Genomic DNA, 16562 nt, shown 5'->3' with positions numbered 1-16562 from the left:
TTTAAGTCCTCCCTATTCCTATTTTTGAATTACGCCCTTTTTGAGCAAGTGCATCATCTATTTTTCCGACCATGCGGTCGATATCACGATCATCCCTCACTGAAGGATTATAAATATTAATTACAGTTGGTTCAGTAGACATCGTTGCTGCAATCCCTTCACCAATTTCACCTAATGTCTTTTTATTCAACGGTAAAACTGCTTCTCGCCCAGCTTCTCCTGCACCTTGCAACTGGCCATTACTCATACCGAAAATGGTAGGTCTAGTAAAGATACCGCCTTTTGCACGCCATTGTACACCAATGCCAGATGGATACGTAATGTCTTTCCCTAAAATGTTTTTCGTGCTAGTTTCTAAACTAAAATGCGGCATTTTAGGCATTTCCGGTTTCGGAATCTTTAATTTCAAATCACTGAAAAACCCTTTGATTTTATCAATGAATCCCTTCACTTTATCCACCGCATCTTTTATCGGGTCAATGATAAATCTCTTTGCCGCATCAAATTTTTCTTGAGCTGCATTTTTTACTGAATCAAATTTTTCCCGTGCTGTGTTGTACATATCATTGAACTTTTCTTTTGCAGAATTATAAGCTGAAATCACTGGATCAATAATATATTTATAAACTAAATTCCATGCCGTAAGTGTGTAAGATTGGATTTTGGCCCAATTACCTAGTATCCAATTTGCTAAATCATTCAATTTTTCTTTCGTTGCATTCCACAATTCTTGAACAGGCTGAATGACATATTGTTTTACTAGATTCCATGCTGCGGAAGTATATGATTTCAAGGTCTCCCACTGTGAATTTAACCAAGAAACAAGCGTACCGATCTGTTCTTTAACCCAGTTCCATGCTTCTTGAACAGGTTGAGTAATATATTGTTTAAATAAGCCCCAAGCAACTTGTGCAGCAGCCTTTATAAGTTCCCACTGCGTACTAAGCCATGTGACTAATTCACCAATTTGTGCACTTATCCAATCATACGCTTCCTGAATCGGCTGTATGATATATTGAGATATGGCCGCCCAAGCAATTTGCGCTCCGGCTTGTATTAATAACCATCCAGCCTCAAGAACTGTAGAAATCAAAGAAATAATTGGATCTAAAACCGTAACAATGGTATTCCAAGTTTCTTGCCAAGATTGTACGAGTGTTCCCCATAATTCAGAAGCTGTTTCAACAATACTCGTCCACAATCCACTGAAAAATTCACCTAAAGGAGACAATATACTATCTGCTAATTCAATGAATGAAGACCACGATTCTGAAAAAAAATCAGTAATACCTGTCCAAATTTCAGATGCTGTATCAGAAATACCCGTCCATAGATCAGTGAAAAATTGACCTATAGGTTCAAAGAACTCATTTACCATATTTAAAAAATCTGACCAGGCTCCAGAAAAGTAATCAACTGTGGATGACCAAGCATCTTCACAAGTTTGAACTATACTATCCCACAATTCACCAAACCAATCTTTAAATTCCGACCACTTTTTTGAAAGCCAATCGGTTATTTCTCCCCAGTTTTTTACGGCCCAAATAACACCTGCAATTACAGCTGAAAGACCCAAGATAATTCCCAAAACAGGCCATAATGATAAACTCAGTGCACCAAACGCAAAAGATAACACACCTATCGCAGCCCCTATAGCTGTAATAGCAATTGTCAAGCCTGCAGAAATGGCAACAAAATCTTTAACTGGCCCAGGTAACTTAGAAAACCATTCAGCAAGATCAGAGATTCCTTTTGCAGCTTTCGGAAGAACATCTGCAGCTAAATCGGCAAGTTGTTTTCCTAACGGTTCCAGTGCTGCTTGCGTTTCTCGCAATGCACTTTGAAACTTTTGTCCAAGTGATTCTTCTTGAAGTTTTTTCATTTCATCCATACGTCCAGTTACATCACCAAGGCCACCATGTACATTATTTAGACTAAGTACAGCTTCAGCGCCCATGTCTTCCCATTTCACGCCAAATAAAGCAACACCAATCTGGTTTGCCTTTACTTTGTCATCCATCTTTTGAAGATCGCCTAACACAGCATTAAAAACATCAGCTGCAGTTCCCTTACCTTCATTGAATGACTTCCATACTTTTTGTGTCTCTTCAGATAAATCGCCGAATCCTTCTGATACACCTTTCGAACCATCTTGTACACGGATACCAAATTCTTTCACTAGGTCATTGATATAATCTAAGTTATACGAACCACTTTTTGTTCCATTTGCTAAAATCGTAAACATTTCTTGAGCACTAAAACCACCTTGTTTGAATAAAGGCGCATATTCAGATAAATTATCAAATAATTCATCCGAATAATTTAAACCTTCTTGAGCACCGGCAGCAAGTAAATCAAATGTTTCTTGTGTAGATAAACCAAATTGGCTCATTAATTGTCCTGCACCACGTGTCGCTTCGTTTAAATCCACATCATACACTTTAGCTAGCGTTAGAACATCTTCCGACGCCATTTGAAGCTCGTCATACGGAACATCACGCATATTTTGATAAACTTTTATCAGTGCATTATCTACCTCTTCAAGATTTTCACCAAAGCCTTTTTTCCAAGTATCAACAGCAATCTTTTGAAGGTTTTCGGCACCTTTTCCAGTCAACCCTAATGAAGCTTGAATTTTCCTCTGTGATCCATCAAACTCTATTGCTGTATTTACAATTGACTTTCCCATTTCAATCAATTTTTCGGATATTCCTTGGAGGACTTCAGCGGCTTCCATTAAATTGTTCATATCAAGTTTCTTATTGATTTCCGCCATACCATCCGCTGCTTGTGAACCACTTCGCCCAACACTCTGTAAGGAGTTTTCAAATTGCTTTAATGTAGTTTTTGCTTGGTTTAATTTAGCCTCAAGTTGCTGCACTTCGGTAGAGTTCTCACCATACACACGCTTCGCTGCACTCAATTGTTGTTCTAAGTTGTGAACAACCCTATCCGTCATTTCCATTTGCTGACGTAGTTGTTTCTGTGCTAATTCTAACTTATCCGCTTCACTAGCATTTTGACCTAATTCAGCATTTTGAAGTTTGAATGAACTTGTCAAACGCTTCTGTTCAGCTTCAAGCTTCTTAGAATTCTCTTGTAAATCCAATAAAGTTCCACGTGCGTCCCTGGCTTCAATTGCTTGCTCGGAAAGACCTTCATTCACTCTTTTCATTGCATGATCAAGAGAAGTTTCAGCACGTTCTGCATCAAGCAACTTCCCGTACATTTTATTGAGTTGTTCAGCGGTTGTATTTGTGTCCTTGGACATAGCTTGATATTCAGCACGCAACATAGCTGTACGTTTCTTGGCTGCTTCCATTTGAATTTCAAGCTTCTTCTTTTCAGCAAGAAGTTTATCAGTCATTGTCGCATCTTGGCCCATTGCTGCAATATGATTTTTATATTCTTTCGCTGCATTATTCATAACCATATTGATTTGTTTCAATGTATTTGCATACTGAACTTGGCCATCCATTTTAAAATTAAGAACAACGTTTCTTTCTTTACTATTCCCAGGCATTTTCTCACCTCATTTCTTATAGGAATGGTGTTTGATCTAGCGTGTAGATTTGTTTCGGTTTCTGCTCATGTAATGCATCTGGATTGTTGTATCTGAGATGCATAATGAATTGTTTTAGAAAATGTGCAGGTGTGATTTTCCAGAAATCATCCATACTTAAACCAAGCAACGTATTACCGACATAAAAATAAAAATCCCAGTCCAATTCGGACTGAGATTCCTCGTTTTTAGTCAGTATGTTTTTTACTTTTTTTCTTGCTTTAGCTTCTCCATATCGGAATGTTGGAAGTTTTGACCGTTAAAAATGTTAAATACCACTTTGAAAATATCAGGTAAATCATAAAGCGGAATTGAATTTTTCACTTCTGTTGGTGTACACTCAGTACCTCCACTACGCATCATCGCGTAAATTAAAGATCGCATCAATTTTGCTTCATTTTCCCCTAAGTTAAATTGTTCTTTTGCCAACATTTCATTCATATCTTTTTCAAATTCATGATATGGTTTCCCATAAGATTCTTCCACATAAGGAAATGATTCAAACGTAAAAATAACAGGGATATCGACACCCTGTATTTTGATTTTATTTAAATTTATATTAACGTTAACTAAATCACTTAAACGTGCCATAATTACCCTCCTTATTTACCTGTTTGAGTCGTTCCACCTAGCTGCGCTAGTTGAGATTCATCACAAATTACTTGTTTTAGGAAATCTTCAGCTTTAATTCCTTTTGCCTCAGGATCACCAGTATCTAATTCAGCTTGTGTTACATCATTAAATAACAATGGATCTGCTGTAATTGTGTAAGCAATGTCATCTACAGTCATTTCATCACCTTGTGTTTTCCAAGATTCCTCTACTGGAGCAACTGTACATTTTGGGTACCAACGTAATATTTTTGTTCCATCATTTAAAGGGAATACAACACCTACTGCGAACTTTGGATACGCCTTCGACTTCGCTGTTTCAAAAGACACGCCTTTTTTACGTGTTTTAGCAAAAATTTTATCTTTCACTTCACGATTTAAACCAGCAAGGTTAAAAGCTAATCCAAACGCTGTATTTTTGACAATGTTAATAATTTTTTTGTTAGATGCCCACTTTGTAAAATTAGTAGAAGTAGTGGAAATCGTTAAATCTGAAATATTCGTTTGTCTATAAACAATGTCCTCATAAGTTGGTAGGGTGCTAGAAGTTTCATTTCCCTTCATCAAGCACAGATATAAGTCTTCGATCCCTACGGAATATTGAATTTCTTTATTTTCAATTGTCATGTGTCTCATCCTCACATTCTATCCATTATTTTTTGTGCCATAATATCAGCAATTTTGTCACCTTCTGCATCAAAGGTATTCTGGACAAAGTGTTTTCCTTTCACACGCCCCTTACCATTTGCTTTTTTATGGCCATGTTCAACTAAATACCAATACCACGCTTCATCTTTAAATTCCACAGATACACGATCATCTTTCACAACAACCTTTAGGCTATCCCTTAAATGCGTCCGCTTGTTTTTATTGGATGCTTTGATTTTGGTTTTTAATTTACTAGCAAAATACTTGGCTGCCTCGTCTAACACATCCAAACTTACTTTTTTATTCACCCGTAATAGCGTATTGATATCTTCTAATGCTTCAGCAAAGCCATTGTTATTTGAAGCCATTACTGGATACACCTCACATACGTTATAAACTGCGTGATAGTGTCGTCGTTCTCGTCATAACCCATTCCATCAAATTGAGAATAGGACACGCCTGCTTCATTAAAAACAGTCTTTAACGGCTCGTAATCTTTTTCAGTTCCATTTGTGATAACTGCAATTTGATAAAGTGGCATATCCTTTATAACTTTATTAGAAGCTCTTTTCTGTTGCTCATTCACAAATTCATACACAATGTAAGGATAATTTGCTGTTGTGGGTGCACTATCACGATAAACTGGAATGCCTGACTTCTTCATAATGTCTCGTAACTCTTGAAAACTAATTTGCATAAGACAGTGACACCTCCATCAATCGGTCTTCTTCACGCACATAAATACGGTCAATATCATAGATACGGCCACCAACTTTTATACGATAATCCTTTTGGTTATTTTCAATGTCACGATCAATACGGACTTCAATTTTCTTTACAATTTCATTCGTATCTTTCGTTGTAAATTTATCAGTGGCTGTAACCCCAATATTGTTATAACGAATGTTACGTTCTAACGGATATCCCATCATAACACGGTCTGTTTCAGGATCAATTGTTTCTCCTAATTTAAGTAGCTCACCCATCCATTTGAGTTTATTCGTCTTTCTCTTCATCGGCATAAACCTCCTGGACAAAGAACGGTGTTAAAGCATCAAGTGCCTGTTCTAATTCTTTTTCAGAGACTCTGTAATCATAGATAAGACCGGCAACCATAATAATTAAATACTCGGTCTGTTTGCCTGTCGCATTCTTTACATACGTCTTTGCTTGCTCAATATAAAAAGAGAGCAAAGAATCATCCATGCCCTCTTCCCAATGAATATGAGATTTTAATTTCTCAATTAAATCATTCATAACCTATTTACCTTCAGTTGTAGCTTTTACTTCATAACGATAAACAGTTGGCTCAAATGGCGAGTAGATTAGTTGTGCATCAAGTAATGAATACAGCTTAAATCCTACTCGGTTTGTATTAGTGAATAATTCTCTTAATACTTCTAATTCTAATGAACCAGTTACATCTTGAATTTTGAATGAAGAGAAGTCACCAAAATAGAAAACAGGTGTATCTTCTTGTCCTTCTTTACTGATTTCTTCCTCTTCTTCCACCAGATAGCCTAACAATTTATAATCACAACCATCTTGAGCTTGTTCTAAAGGTTTTAATAATGGGAAACCATCTTTAGTTTTCATCTTCTCAATTTTTGTAATCGCTGCTGTATTAAGCACCCAACGGGCTTTTTTACGAACAACTTTTGGCACACTATTTTTCATTGAAACAAGTTGATCATATAATTCAACGTCTTCTGCTGTCGGTTTATACTCTACTGCTTTTTTAGCTAGTGCCCCTGGATTGACATTATCAGTTTCATCACCATGAACCATATAACGGACTTCTTTACGAACATAAGCTTTCTTTAATTCATCCATGACAATTTGTTCAATTGGTAAACCTGATTGTTTTAATAATTTTTTCGTTACAGTTGCTAATGCATCAAATTCTGTAGGTTCAAGGTATACTTCATCGAATTCGATATCTGTTTCAGGGATTGGATTTGAACCTGTACGTTCTTTCTTATGACCTTGCGCTGTAGCTTTCTTAACTAAAATTGGATATTTCATATTACCAGTTGTTTTTACACCTTGGCCAAGTCGACGCAAGAAGTTTTCTTCTTGAGCATAAGTAATAATTTCACTAGCAATGACTTCTGGAACTGTAACTGAGCCATTACCTGCTTCGATACCTAATGCACGTGCTTCCATTTCTGAAATGTTACCAACAACAAAGTTAGCAAATGCTGAACGAATTTCTTTTTCCTTCGCTTTAGTTGATTTTGCATTACGAGTAGATAATGCTGATTTAATAGCTGCCATCGCTGCTTGACGTTGTTCCGGACTTACACCTGCATTCCCTTCTGGATTTCCAGAACGTCCTTCTCCACCTTCACCAGAACCTTCAGTGCCAGCATCGCCAGAACCTTCCTCTCCTTCTTCGTCGCCTTCGTCACCTTCACCCTCATCTTCAAGATTAGCTAAAGCATCAGCAACGTCTTGTAATTGCTTGTTAATTTCATCAATTTCTTCTTGAATTGCTGGTAAGTCTTCAGCACGTAATTCAGGATTTTCAACTTGTGTACGTAATTCTACTAATCTTTCATTGCTTCGTTTTTGTAATGCTAATAATAATTGTTTATTCATTTTACTTTTCCCCCAAGATTTGATTTATTTGTTTAATCATTTTCATTCGTTGTTCTATTTCTTTGCCAATTTCTTTGCTACGAACTAAAGATACTTCCGTATCGTCATAAGCTGGTATTGAAACAACCGATATTTCATAAAGTTCTACTTCTTTAATGGTCCTTAATGCTGGTTCAACATTATAATCCCAATTCTCTTCGGTTATCCAAAATCCAAATGAGCATTGGTTAATATCGCCCCTGGACATACTCTCAGCTAAATCTCGACCAACAGATGTATTAGGTAATTCAATTTCGAATTTAAGTCCTTTTTCATCCTCTTCTAGTCTCAATGTACCGCTTTTCGTTCTACCCAGGACATTATCCCAGTTGTGATTGAATAACGCTCTAATATCACTATTCTCAGAAAGAGAACGAGCAAATGCACCAGGTTCAATAACTTCATCAAACCATCCACCAATAGTTGTCTTTGAATTAAACACGGCTGCATAACCAGTTATCCTGGAAGGTTGTTCTTCCGTAGCGTCCCTAGTACTTAATTTAGTGATGTCAAATGTCCGTGTTTCCTTTGTCTTTGCCATTTCCATCACCTCCCTTCAATGAATCATCAGTTGCATTTTTCATACCGATTTCAGTCAAGTCATTTGAAATATAGATAGCTTGTGATTCAGGTGTATTTTGCATAGGGAATCCAAGCATATCCGCCACATTATCTGGTGATGTAATACCAGTTCGAACAATGTTGTAAGCAATGTTTGTTTTCATGCTATAAGTAACAAAATCAAGGATATTAATTTTGAATTTAATGCGTTTATCCGAATTTCTGCCGAAAAAAAGAAGACTCAAATGGTCTTCAAAATTTTTCATTATTGGTCTAACTGCTTTATTGTGGATATACATCATTGCTTTCTCAATATCTTCTCTGATTAACTCTGTGTATGTGTCTACATTTATGCCTAAAAACTTACCCAAATCCTTTTTATATACATTTAGATATGCCAGAGTCTTTTCGTCATCTAACGGACTTTTAAGCGTTTCTATTGCATATCCTTTTCCGAGTGGAATCATTTTAACGGACCTTGCATCATCAATGGATTCCAATTGATCTAAAATAGCGTTAATAAGTTTAGACTGTGCTGCATTTTGTGGATTAATATGGGCATCTAATTTTAGTAGGAACGCCAATAATCCACCTTTTTTATACTTATCCGTCAAAGTTTTTTCTGCTGACATAACACCCTCAAGTGTATCTTTTCCTAACTCAAGAATACCTTTTCCTTTTAAGTGGTCTGCCCCAATGTTTTTCATATGACGAATCATAAATGGTGGGATTTCTTCTCCATTTACTTTATAGTGCTCTACCAATCTATCATCCAATTCTGTATAAACATTAGTGGCTAAATGTAATTGGTCACCATCCAACACTGGAAAGGTTTCACCTTGAAGTAAATAAGTATTTGTCATTAACTTAATGAATTCGGACTGCGTAAGATAATTGTTAGGATTCTTTAAAATTTTAAGAGCTGAATCATTTTTAATTTCCTTACCATCTTTGTCTTCCACAACGATCTCAGCCAGCATCATTTGATTACTTATATCTTGTAGTAACTCATAAACATCGCTAGACTCTAAAATAGTATCGTCAGTGACGTATCTCCCACCATATCGGATAGTATTGTTGAATATATCTTCAAACCAACCACGTTTTTCAGCTTGTCGATACAAATAATTTGAAAACATACTCCGTAAGCCCATTTTCTCACCTTCTTTCTATCTATAAATTTCATCAATTAATTCATCCATGCCTTCTTCAGTTATGCTGTCCATAACCATCATCGTTTCTTTATGAGCACATAAAAAAGCAACAAATCCATCAATCTTCTTTTTGGACTGCCGCTTACTTGGTGCTTTCATTCCATTGATATTTGTTACAACCACAACGTTGAGAGCACAATAAACAAACAAAGGGTTATCGGTCATTATACGTTTTTCATAAATAAGTATTTCTGCATCATCCATCATTGCATTCATAACATTAGGCCACTGACTTACCGAGATACATTCGAGGCCAAGATTCTCAAGTTTTTCAATTAACTTTTGTGACATCGCTGGGTCATAGTTTATTTGCTGCACATCATATAAATTCATGCATTCTACAATGTAATCCATAACCTGATCCTGGTTTATCATCTTTCCATCACAAAAAGTAACAAAACCACGTTCAGCCATATAAGTATATGGAACATTATCTTCCTTCTCGCGATGTTCGATATCTTCATTAGGTACAAAATACATTTGTTTAACCTTCAATATTGACTTTCCATCTTCGGTATAACCAGCGTTAGGGAAATTCAAGCTTACACATGTTAAATCGGTTGTTTTCGATAAGTCTAAACCGATATAGCAAGTTTCACCTGTTAAATCACCCAGGTCTTCCACAAGAACATGTTCAACTTGACCTTGCTCAAAGAAGTTCTCAGCTCCATTTACGAATACATTCAAATGTTTAGAAAGAAACTCGGCTTTTTTATGTGCTGAACGTGATGCTGAGATAAATTCCGTTTCAAGTGCACTCATCGTTACAGATACACCAATGTTTGGATTAACCATTGCCCAAACATTTCGGTCTGTCCAATCATAGTTCTTGTTAGGTTCGTATATCATGACGAAACTTGAATCATTATCATCACGTTTCAATACTTCTTTGGCCTCACGATATACTCGCATACCAACTGATGAAGAACCTTTACCAGCCGTTGATATATTAAACATAATCGGCTCAGCACGAGAAACCTGTGCTGATTTAAAGTTATCGTACTGATCCATATTTTCTTGAGCATGAAGTTCATCATTTAGAATGAAGTGTGGATTGGAACCCTCAATGGATTGAATATTTTTACTCATTACAATGAATTGGTTCTGATAAGCCAAATCATCACGAATATAATCATATGTCACACTAGAAATCGTCCCTTTTGGACCTTTATATATGTGTGAACAATCCATTAATACATCATGGTTCATAATTGTTGCTGCAAATGGCTTTGCTGCATATTGAGCCTGGTTAAAATCACTCGCACAACAATAACAATCGGCACTAAGTACTCCTTCACCGTACATCGCATAACCAAGAGCACCAACACCGATTAAAGTTTTACCATTTTTCTTAGGAACCTGAATGTAGGCTTCTCGAGTAACTCGGACAATTTGCCCTTTTTCATTCTTATGAACCCATCCATAAATCCATGAATAAGCGAATTTCTCCCAATCTTCCAGAATAAAAGGTTGTCCAGCTAAATCACCTTTCGTATGCCGGACAAACGTTTCAACCCAATCCATCATTTCATTCGCTCGGTCCACATCGAACCAAATATCTTTACGCTTTTTCCATTTATAATAACGATCTACCATCGCTTTGATAGTATCGGGATATTTTTTAGGATTCTTTCTTACTTGTTTTGCATAAATATCTGCATAGTTAACGCCACGTTCAATCATTTTGCACCACGCCATTTTGCACGATGTTTGTCTAATTCACTAACCTTTGCTTTTGGCTTTTCCACCTCTTCATTTTTCCCAACAGTAGAACCACCAGTGACATATTTACCTGGTTTAGCCTTATTAGTAAGACCTAATAAATCCAATGCTTTTGTTTTTTTATCCGCCCAAGTTTCTACTTGCTGCGCCAATGGATGCTTTGAATTATTCGTGGCTCCTGCCTTATTGGTGTGACGTTGAGTAGGTGGAAACCCTTTCTCTTTCCATTCGATAAACATCGTCATATAAACTTCGAAAATATCTAAATATGATTCAATTAATGGATCTAAAGTAAGGGTGTAAATATCTGCATCACGCATGATTTTCAATATCCGATTTTTCTCAGCTTCTGTTTTATCGGCCACAATTTTTTGACGCTCTTTTTTCGTAGACATTTCACACCCCCCTTTATTTTTTAAAAATGTTGTCTAACGATAGAGATGCCCCCTACGCTACCTATCCTCCCCAGAGGAGAAATTTTAATTTTTGATAGGGGGGCTTCCAAAATAACTCGGAAAAACTTTTTTAGGTTTATCTTCATTTTCCTCAATTGTATGACAAACTGGACAAAGTAATCTGAGGTTATTCTCTTCTAATTTAAGAGTTGGATCTTCTTTGATTGGTATTACATGATGAACATGAGCACGCCTGCCAAAGACGAACTGTCCACATCGTTGACAACATCCCTTCTCTCTTTCATATACCTTTGACCTGACATAATTCCATGCATCAGTTCGATAGAATGGTTTGTTATCATGATGGTAGATGTTCTTCTTATCTTTCTTCTTCCTTGGTTTGTTACGCTTATGTTCTTCACAGTAACGTCCCTTGCTTATCTTGTTATGGCAGCCATTGAAGTCACAGTACTTCATGATAGTAATTCAATGATGTCTTCTTTCTTTTTAATATCAGAAGGAATCTCAATGCCTAGCTCATCAGCATACTCACGTAACTCTTTTATTGTCTTGTTACTCAAGATAAGTTCAGTACCAGCTTCACCAATTGCCAACTTATCTTTAGTCAAATATCCACCTGTTGCTACTTCTCTATTAGCAATCATACTCCCAGGATTTACAGTTACTTCGAATCCTGGTTCTTCACCAGTTGGAACAAATAGACTTCGCTTTTCTTCATTATCCCAATACTCAGTACCAGATATTGTTTTTCTGATTTCAGTAATCATTTACATTCACTCTCCTTATCTTTTCTTTAACGCTCCTACCAACCAACCTAACCAAAGACCTAAAATCATTGCTACTGTTATAGTCATTGCTTTTCTTTCTTCCAAGTCTCGAACTCTTCTTTAGCAAGACCCAAGCCCTTATCTAACCATTGCAACTGTATCTTGTTTTGTTCCACAATCTCAGAGCTAGTTTTAATTGTTACTACAATCTGTTCTCTTCTAGCCTCTTGTTCTTTAATCCACGCATTCATTTGCTTTACATATATCTCATCTGGATTCATTTACTTAACACCATCCTTTTCAAATGCAACACGTTTGCGCTTATCTTTTCCTAGATAACATCAATAACTCTCTCATGCCATCTACAACTTCTTTATCGTTTTCAACAAGCTTACCTTTAACAAAAATATCTCCATTGCTTTTCAGAGATACCATTTCTTGTTCACCAACTCTCAAGATGATACTGTCATGTGAAGTATCTCTTGCCAACTTATTCAAATCTCCATTATGCAACGTTAGAGTCATATCTACACCACCTATGTAAATTTTATATAAAAAAGCACTCCATAAGGAATGCTTCTGGTAACTTTATTAACCTAGTATTTCTACAAACACTTCTTTTAAAAACTCATTGAACACATCTTCTGTGAAAATCACTCCACGTTTGGTGCAATACAATTCATTTTCTTTTAAAATGATGGCATCTAATCTAGTAGAACCCGATTCATCTTTCTTACTAACTTCAATTACATTTGTTTCTTTATTAAGATGTAATTCTAGTTTAACACCTTCGATTTCTACAAATTTCGTATCCATCACCCAGTCAGTATGAAAAGAACCTCTTTCTGTCGCATTTAACTCTACATGCATTTTATAGAAAACCGATTCAAACTCCTTAAATTTTTCTTTTAACATTTTTTCCTCAGTATCTTCACCAAAATATACCTTGAATTTTTGAATAGTTTGATCTAAATTACTCACCTATGCAACATCCCTTTCCATAATCATTTTTGGAATTATAATCCAATCTAATTATAGCATAAGCAGAACGTACATTCCTATAAAAACTATTAATAAAAGAGCAACCGTGCACCAGTTGCCCTTTCGTCAAAATCTTATGTTATTACTATAATCGATATTTTCAAGAGTTAACATTCATAAAACTGGGTGTCAGTAAAGTGCAAGTTCTTCAGCGAACTTTATTCTCCTTATTATTTCAGCATGTTTCTTATAAATATAACTAGAACTGTAATTCATATCCTCGGCTATTTCTTCTAATGTCATTCCGTCCACATACTTCATTTTTAATAACTTATTTTCTAATCCTTTGAACTTACTAATCAATTTCAATAAATCACACATTGCATTCATCTTATGAGCTAACTCATATTCGATTGCTTCTATACGCTCTTCTACCTTTGCACCTTCAGATTCAGCAGTTAAACGCACTTCTCGCAAATCACCACTGACCCAGCGTTTTAATTCAGCTTTTGTTTTATCTAAGTTGTAATCTAAGTAATCAATATCTTCTTCTAATTTCTGATAGTCTTTCAGCCAGTCAAACAAATGATGATTCACCTACTTTCTATTAAAAACAACAAATCTCTTAAAACACGTTTATTTCCCTTTCTAAGACGTTTTAATGCTTGTACATCTATTTGTATTCAGAAAGAAATAAAACTTCAAATCACTACGATTCTGACATTCATTTCTATGTCGAAACTCGTCGAACACATTGGATTCTCCTAATGAGTTAAGCCTGGTTCACCTTTTGTCACTAAATCCAGTAATTCATTCAGATTGATACCTGTTTGCACTTCTATTGCAGTTTGATATAAAGCGGATATTGCTGTATTAAAAGCATTGTCGTCCACATCTAAAGCAGCCATAATTAATACAATCAATTTCGCTAAATCCTCTGAATCATATTGAGTGCCAACGAATTGTTTTACAGCTTCTATAAATTTTGTTCCTTCTTCCGTTAATTCACTATCATTCGTAATTGCTTCAAAGTCCTTATCAAATTTGTTAGACATTCGTTAATCTCCCTTTCGATTTATATGTGATATCCTGAGCTGAAGCCCAGGACAAATATTTATTCAGCAACGCTTTCTTCATCAACAATTTTTAATTGACCAGGTGCAACATCAGTTGTTCCATCAGGATTAACGTTATACTCGACACCTTCATGTTGTTCTTCGTAAAACTCATCAATCGACATTTGCGAAGGCTCTAGAGTAATAGAAACATTTTCACCAGCGAATGGATAAAGTTTATTAATTTTATCTTTCGTATCGCCTTTTACATTGAATTTAAGAACTGTTTTCTTGCTATCACGTTGAATAGAAACAAATTCAGCACCAATTGCTTCAACATCACTTTTCTCCACAGTTAGATGAACAATAGTACCTGGCATCTTCAATAACTCATCAGCATGTGGTAATTCATCACTTAATACGTGGAACATCAAAACTTCCTTTTTATCATCTTTTTGCATTTTCTTAAATAATACGTTCAATTGAATTTTAGTCATGGTTTATTTCTCCTTTAATTGTTTTAGGTTTCATCAGATAACGCCCTTCTTCAAATACTCACGAGCCATATATAAGAAATGATGATATATGTAATTACCGGTTGTAGCTGGCTCAATAAATACCGTTGAAAATCCATATCGTACTTCAAATGTTTTTAAACTACCAAGTAACGCTTCTGGTTTGTATTGACTTATATACTCACCTTTTAATATTTTTTGATAGCCTTTTAAATCTTCCACAAGAAGAACAAATGGATGTTTAGCAGCACGAATCAATTCATTTTCAAATCTCGTACGATCTTTAATTGATTGAACCAATTCATCTACGCCATTTTTACGTTCTACCCCAGCACTTAAATAAATATCTCGTGTAATGCCCATTTCAGGATTTTTAGGAATTACCGCTGAATAATCGGCTGTATCAATTTTTCTAAGTCTGAATTTAACATCCTTTTTACGGAAATAATCAAGTACATGTTGGTTTTTCTGTTCCCTTGTATCCACCATGATTTCTAATGTATCCAGGATTTCCTTTAACTCTTTTTCTGAGTATCGATAATGTATAGCACTCATATTTATCGCTCCAATAACTCTGGATTTTCGTAAATATTTCCGCTGACTTCAATCTCTGTTGCTTCGTTAAATATCGACCATCCGTTACTTCCGTCTGTCTTTTCAAACAGAAAGGCACATTCTATAAACTTAACTATTCCTATTTCGTCAATGTCGCATCCTGGCATAACGCTATACATATGAACAATATCCCCTTCATAAATCTCCTTACCGTTTTTGTCTTTTAATCCTGTATATTGCTGTGGATCTAAACACACCAACCAATTATCATCTTCATTATTTAATATCCACCAATTGATGCCGTCTTTTGATATACACTCGCTATAAACCCAACTCGTTCCATCCCAAGCACGGAATTTTATCTCTCTCATTTTCATGCCCCTTTCTTAAAATAAGCCATCGCACGATTATATAAATTCAATGAAAGCTCGTCCGTTAATTTATTTTCATAGTTGGCCACAGATTCTTTTACATATAACCAGCCATTAAGTGAGAAGTTTAATGTCAATTCCATAACCATTCTTGCTGCAGCTTCATCATGATTAAACCAATCATTAATTTTTGGATTCATGTCTTGCTCAACACCGATAAAAAAATTAATAATTTTATCTATTGTTTGTTTTACTGCATGATCTTGGTCCGAATAATTCCCTTGCAAATATTTAATAATACGTAGCTTGTATTCTTTAATAACTAATTCAATTTCAGGAGCAATCTTTTCATGATTCTCAATGTATAAATCATTTCCATCAAGAACGAGCTTCGCTCCCATCGATTGAATATCAGCACATATTTGTTTTGGATGCATTCAATCACCTATTTCAAAGTTAGTCCAAAAATATAAAGTTTATTATTATTTGATTTCTTTAATACAAGACCCATATTTTTTAGGTTTTTATAAAAAGTTCTTGTACCAATGAACGAAACTTTAGTTAAACCAAATGCTTTCATACAAGCTTTATAAAATAACTGGGCTTCAATTTTTTTATCGATAGCAACAATACATCTTTGTTGAATAAATTCATCTAGATTTTGCGGTCGATTCACTTTTTCAAGATGTTCCATATCACAATCCCCTTAAAAGGAGTTACTGAAGTTATTGAATGAAAATTTTCGATAACTCCCCAAAACCCAGTCATATCAATGGTTTAAAGCATATTGAGTTATCAAAGTTACTAAAGTTATCCACTTTTCTATTAAAGGCTATATATTATATATATTTTTTTTATTTATTTATTTTCTTAAGAGCCGATATAGGAAACTCAGTAACTTCAATAACTATTCATCTATAAACATTGTTATATCAACGTTTATA

At 35.4% G+C, this 16562-nt stretch carries 25 protein-coding genes; all 25 read right to left on the bottom strand.

The genetic code is table 11. The features are described 5' to 3' along the window. Position 1: 1 nt before the first annotated feature. Positions 2-3523, bottom strand: a complete 3522-nt coding sequence (locus ACS2CR_RS12985) for a phage tail tape measure protein (protein WP_309567734.1) — start codon at positions 3521-3523, stop codon at positions 2-4. A 16-nt stretch (positions 3524-3539) separates the two neighbouring features. Further along, positions 3540-3728 carry a hypothetical protein gene (locus ACS2CR_RS12980; protein ID WP_006927278.1) on the bottom strand — a complete coding sequence of 63 codons (189 nt, stop codon included), beginning with the start codon at positions 3726-3728 and terminating at the stop codon, positions 3540-3542. Between the two features lie 38 nt (positions 3729-3766). Beyond that, positions 3767-4153, bottom strand: coding sequence for a hypothetical protein (locus tag ACS2CR_RS12975; RefSeq protein ID WP_153603078.1), 387 nt, complete (start codon positions 4151-4153; stop codon positions 3767-3769). A gap of 11 nt (positions 4154-4164) precedes the next feature. Further along, positions 4165-4800, bottom strand: a complete 636-nt coding sequence (locus ACS2CR_RS12970) for a major tail protein (RefSeq protein WP_242321427.1) — start codon at positions 4798-4800, stop codon at positions 4165-4167. 11 nt (positions 4801-4811) lie between these two features. Next, entirely contained in the window at positions 4812-5189 is a 378-nt protein-coding gene (locus ACS2CR_RS12965) for an HK97-gp10 family putative phage morphogenesis protein (RefSeq protein WP_153603079.1), read from the bottom strand. Further along, positions 5189-5518, bottom strand: a complete 330-nt coding sequence (locus ACS2CR_RS12960) for a hypothetical protein (protein ID WP_153603080.1) — start codon at positions 5516-5518, stop codon at positions 5189-5191. Before ACS2CR_RS12960 ends, ACS2CR_RS12965 begins: the two co-directional genes overlap by 1 nt. Continuing rightward, the gene (locus ACS2CR_RS12955; RefSeq protein WP_374050073.1) at positions 5508-5837 is read right to left on the bottom strand and encodes a hypothetical protein; all 330 of its coding nucleotides are present in this window, start codon (positions 5835-5837) and stop codon (positions 5508-5510) included. Before ACS2CR_RS12955 ends, ACS2CR_RS12960 begins: the two co-directional genes overlap by 11 nt. Beyond that, positions 5818-6078, bottom strand: a complete 261-nt coding sequence (locus ACS2CR_RS12950; RefSeq protein ID WP_106001074.1) for a head-tail connector protein — start codon at positions 6076-6078, stop codon at positions 5818-5820. Before ACS2CR_RS12950 ends, ACS2CR_RS12955 begins: the two co-directional genes overlap by 20 nt. Before the next feature lie 3 nt (positions 6079-6081). Beyond that, positions 6082-7422 (bottom strand): phage major capsid protein, encoded by a 1341-nt coding sequence (locus ACS2CR_RS12945; protein ID WP_153603082.1) that lies wholly within the window; start codon positions 7420-7422, stop codon positions 6082-6084. 1 nt (position 7423) lies between these two features. Next, positions 7424-8002, bottom strand: a complete 579-nt coding sequence (locus ACS2CR_RS12940; RefSeq protein WP_087988202.1) for an HK97 family phage prohead protease — start codon at positions 8000-8002, stop codon at positions 7424-7426. Further along, a complete protein-coding gene (locus tag ACS2CR_RS12935; RefSeq protein ID WP_153603083.1) occupies positions 7971-9176 on the bottom strand; it encodes a phage portal protein in 1206 nt (401 codons plus the stop codon). Before ACS2CR_RS12935 ends, ACS2CR_RS12940 begins: the two co-directional genes overlap by 32 nt. 15 nt (positions 9177-9191) lie before the next feature. Further along, positions 9192-10919: a terminase large subunit gene (locus tag ACS2CR_RS12930; RefSeq protein WP_106001020.1), complete on the bottom strand. Its 1728-nt coding sequence runs from the start codon at positions 10917-10919 to the stop codon at positions 9192-9194. Continuing rightward, entirely contained in the window at positions 10916-11353 is a 438-nt protein-coding gene (locus ACS2CR_RS12925) for a P27 family phage terminase small subunit (protein WP_098355406.1), read from the bottom strand. Before ACS2CR_RS12925 ends, ACS2CR_RS12930 begins: the two co-directional genes overlap by 4 nt. An 84-nt stretch (positions 11354-11437) precedes the next feature. Beyond that, on the bottom strand, positions 11438-11830 hold the full coding sequence (locus tag ACS2CR_RS12920; protein WP_153603084.1) for an HNH endonuclease: 393 nt from the start codon (positions 11828-11830) through the stop codon (positions 11438-11440). Next, complete coding sequence (locus ACS2CR_RS12915; protein ID WP_153603085.1) at positions 11827-12141, bottom strand: Rho termination factor N-terminal domain-containing protein; 315 nt, start codon at positions 12139-12141, stop codon at positions 11827-11829. Before ACS2CR_RS12915 ends, ACS2CR_RS12920 begins: the two co-directional genes overlap by 4 nt. An 83-nt stretch (positions 12142-12224) precedes the next feature. After that, positions 12225-12422, bottom strand: a complete 198-nt coding sequence (locus ACS2CR_RS12910; protein ID WP_242321432.1) for a hypothetical protein — start codon at positions 12420-12422, stop codon at positions 12225-12227. A gap of 40 nt (positions 12423-12462) precedes the next feature. Continuing rightward, positions 12463-12666, bottom strand: coding sequence for a hypothetical protein (locus ACS2CR_RS12905; RefSeq protein WP_153603221.1), 204 nt, complete (start codon positions 12664-12666; stop codon positions 12463-12465). A gap of 66 nt (positions 12667-12732) precedes the next feature. Beyond that, complete coding sequence (locus tag ACS2CR_RS12900; protein ID WP_071699987.1) at positions 12733-13122, bottom strand: DUF3942 family protein; 390 nt, start codon at positions 13120-13122, stop codon at positions 12733-12735. 189 nt (positions 13123-13311) lie between these two features. Then, complete coding sequence (locus tag ACS2CR_RS12895) at positions 13312-13707, bottom strand: DUF1492 domain-containing protein (RefSeq protein WP_000460730.1); 396 nt, start codon at positions 13705-13707, stop codon at positions 13312-13314. A 179-nt stretch (positions 13708-13886) separates the two neighbouring features. Then, on the bottom strand, positions 13887-14177 hold the full coding sequence (locus ACS2CR_RS12890; protein WP_000066163.1) for a hypothetical protein: 291 nt from the start codon (positions 14175-14177) through the stop codon (positions 13887-13889). A gap of 59 nt (positions 14178-14236) precedes the next feature. After that, positions 14237-14674 carry a hypothetical protein gene (locus ACS2CR_RS12885; protein ID WP_016097914.1) on the bottom strand — a complete coding sequence of 146 codons (438 nt, stop codon included), beginning with the start codon at positions 14672-14674 and terminating at the stop codon, positions 14237-14239. A 33-nt stretch (positions 14675-14707) separates the two neighbouring features. Further along, on the bottom strand, positions 14708-15247 hold the full coding sequence (locus ACS2CR_RS12880) for an ERCC4 domain-containing protein (RefSeq protein ID WP_001273080.1): 540 nt from the start codon (positions 15245-15247) through the stop codon (positions 14708-14710). A 2-nt stretch (positions 15248-15249) separates the two neighbouring features. Continuing rightward, positions 15250-15618 (bottom strand): YopX family protein, encoded by a 369-nt coding sequence (locus ACS2CR_RS12875; RefSeq protein ID WP_153603130.1) that lies wholly within the window; start codon positions 15616-15618, stop codon positions 15250-15252. A 2-nt stretch (positions 15619-15620) separates the two neighbouring features. Continuing rightward, a complete protein-coding gene (locus ACS2CR_RS12870; protein ID WP_000553416.1) occupies positions 15621-16055 on the bottom strand; it encodes a hypothetical protein in 435 nt (144 codons plus the stop codon). An 8-nt stretch (positions 16056-16063) separates the two neighbouring features. Next, positions 16064-16312 (bottom strand): hypothetical protein, encoded by a 249-nt coding sequence (locus tag ACS2CR_RS12865; RefSeq protein WP_000400491.1) that lies wholly within the window; start codon positions 16310-16312, stop codon positions 16064-16066. Positions 16313-16562 lie beyond the last annotated feature (250 nt).

This window comes from Bacillus cereus group sp. BceL291, from assembly GCF_051776705.1.
Taxonomy (GTDB): Bacteria; Bacillota; Bacilli; order Bacillales; family Bacillaceae_G; genus Bacillus_A; species Bacillus_A cereus.
This window is presented reverse-complemented; position numbering and strand designations above follow the sequence as displayed.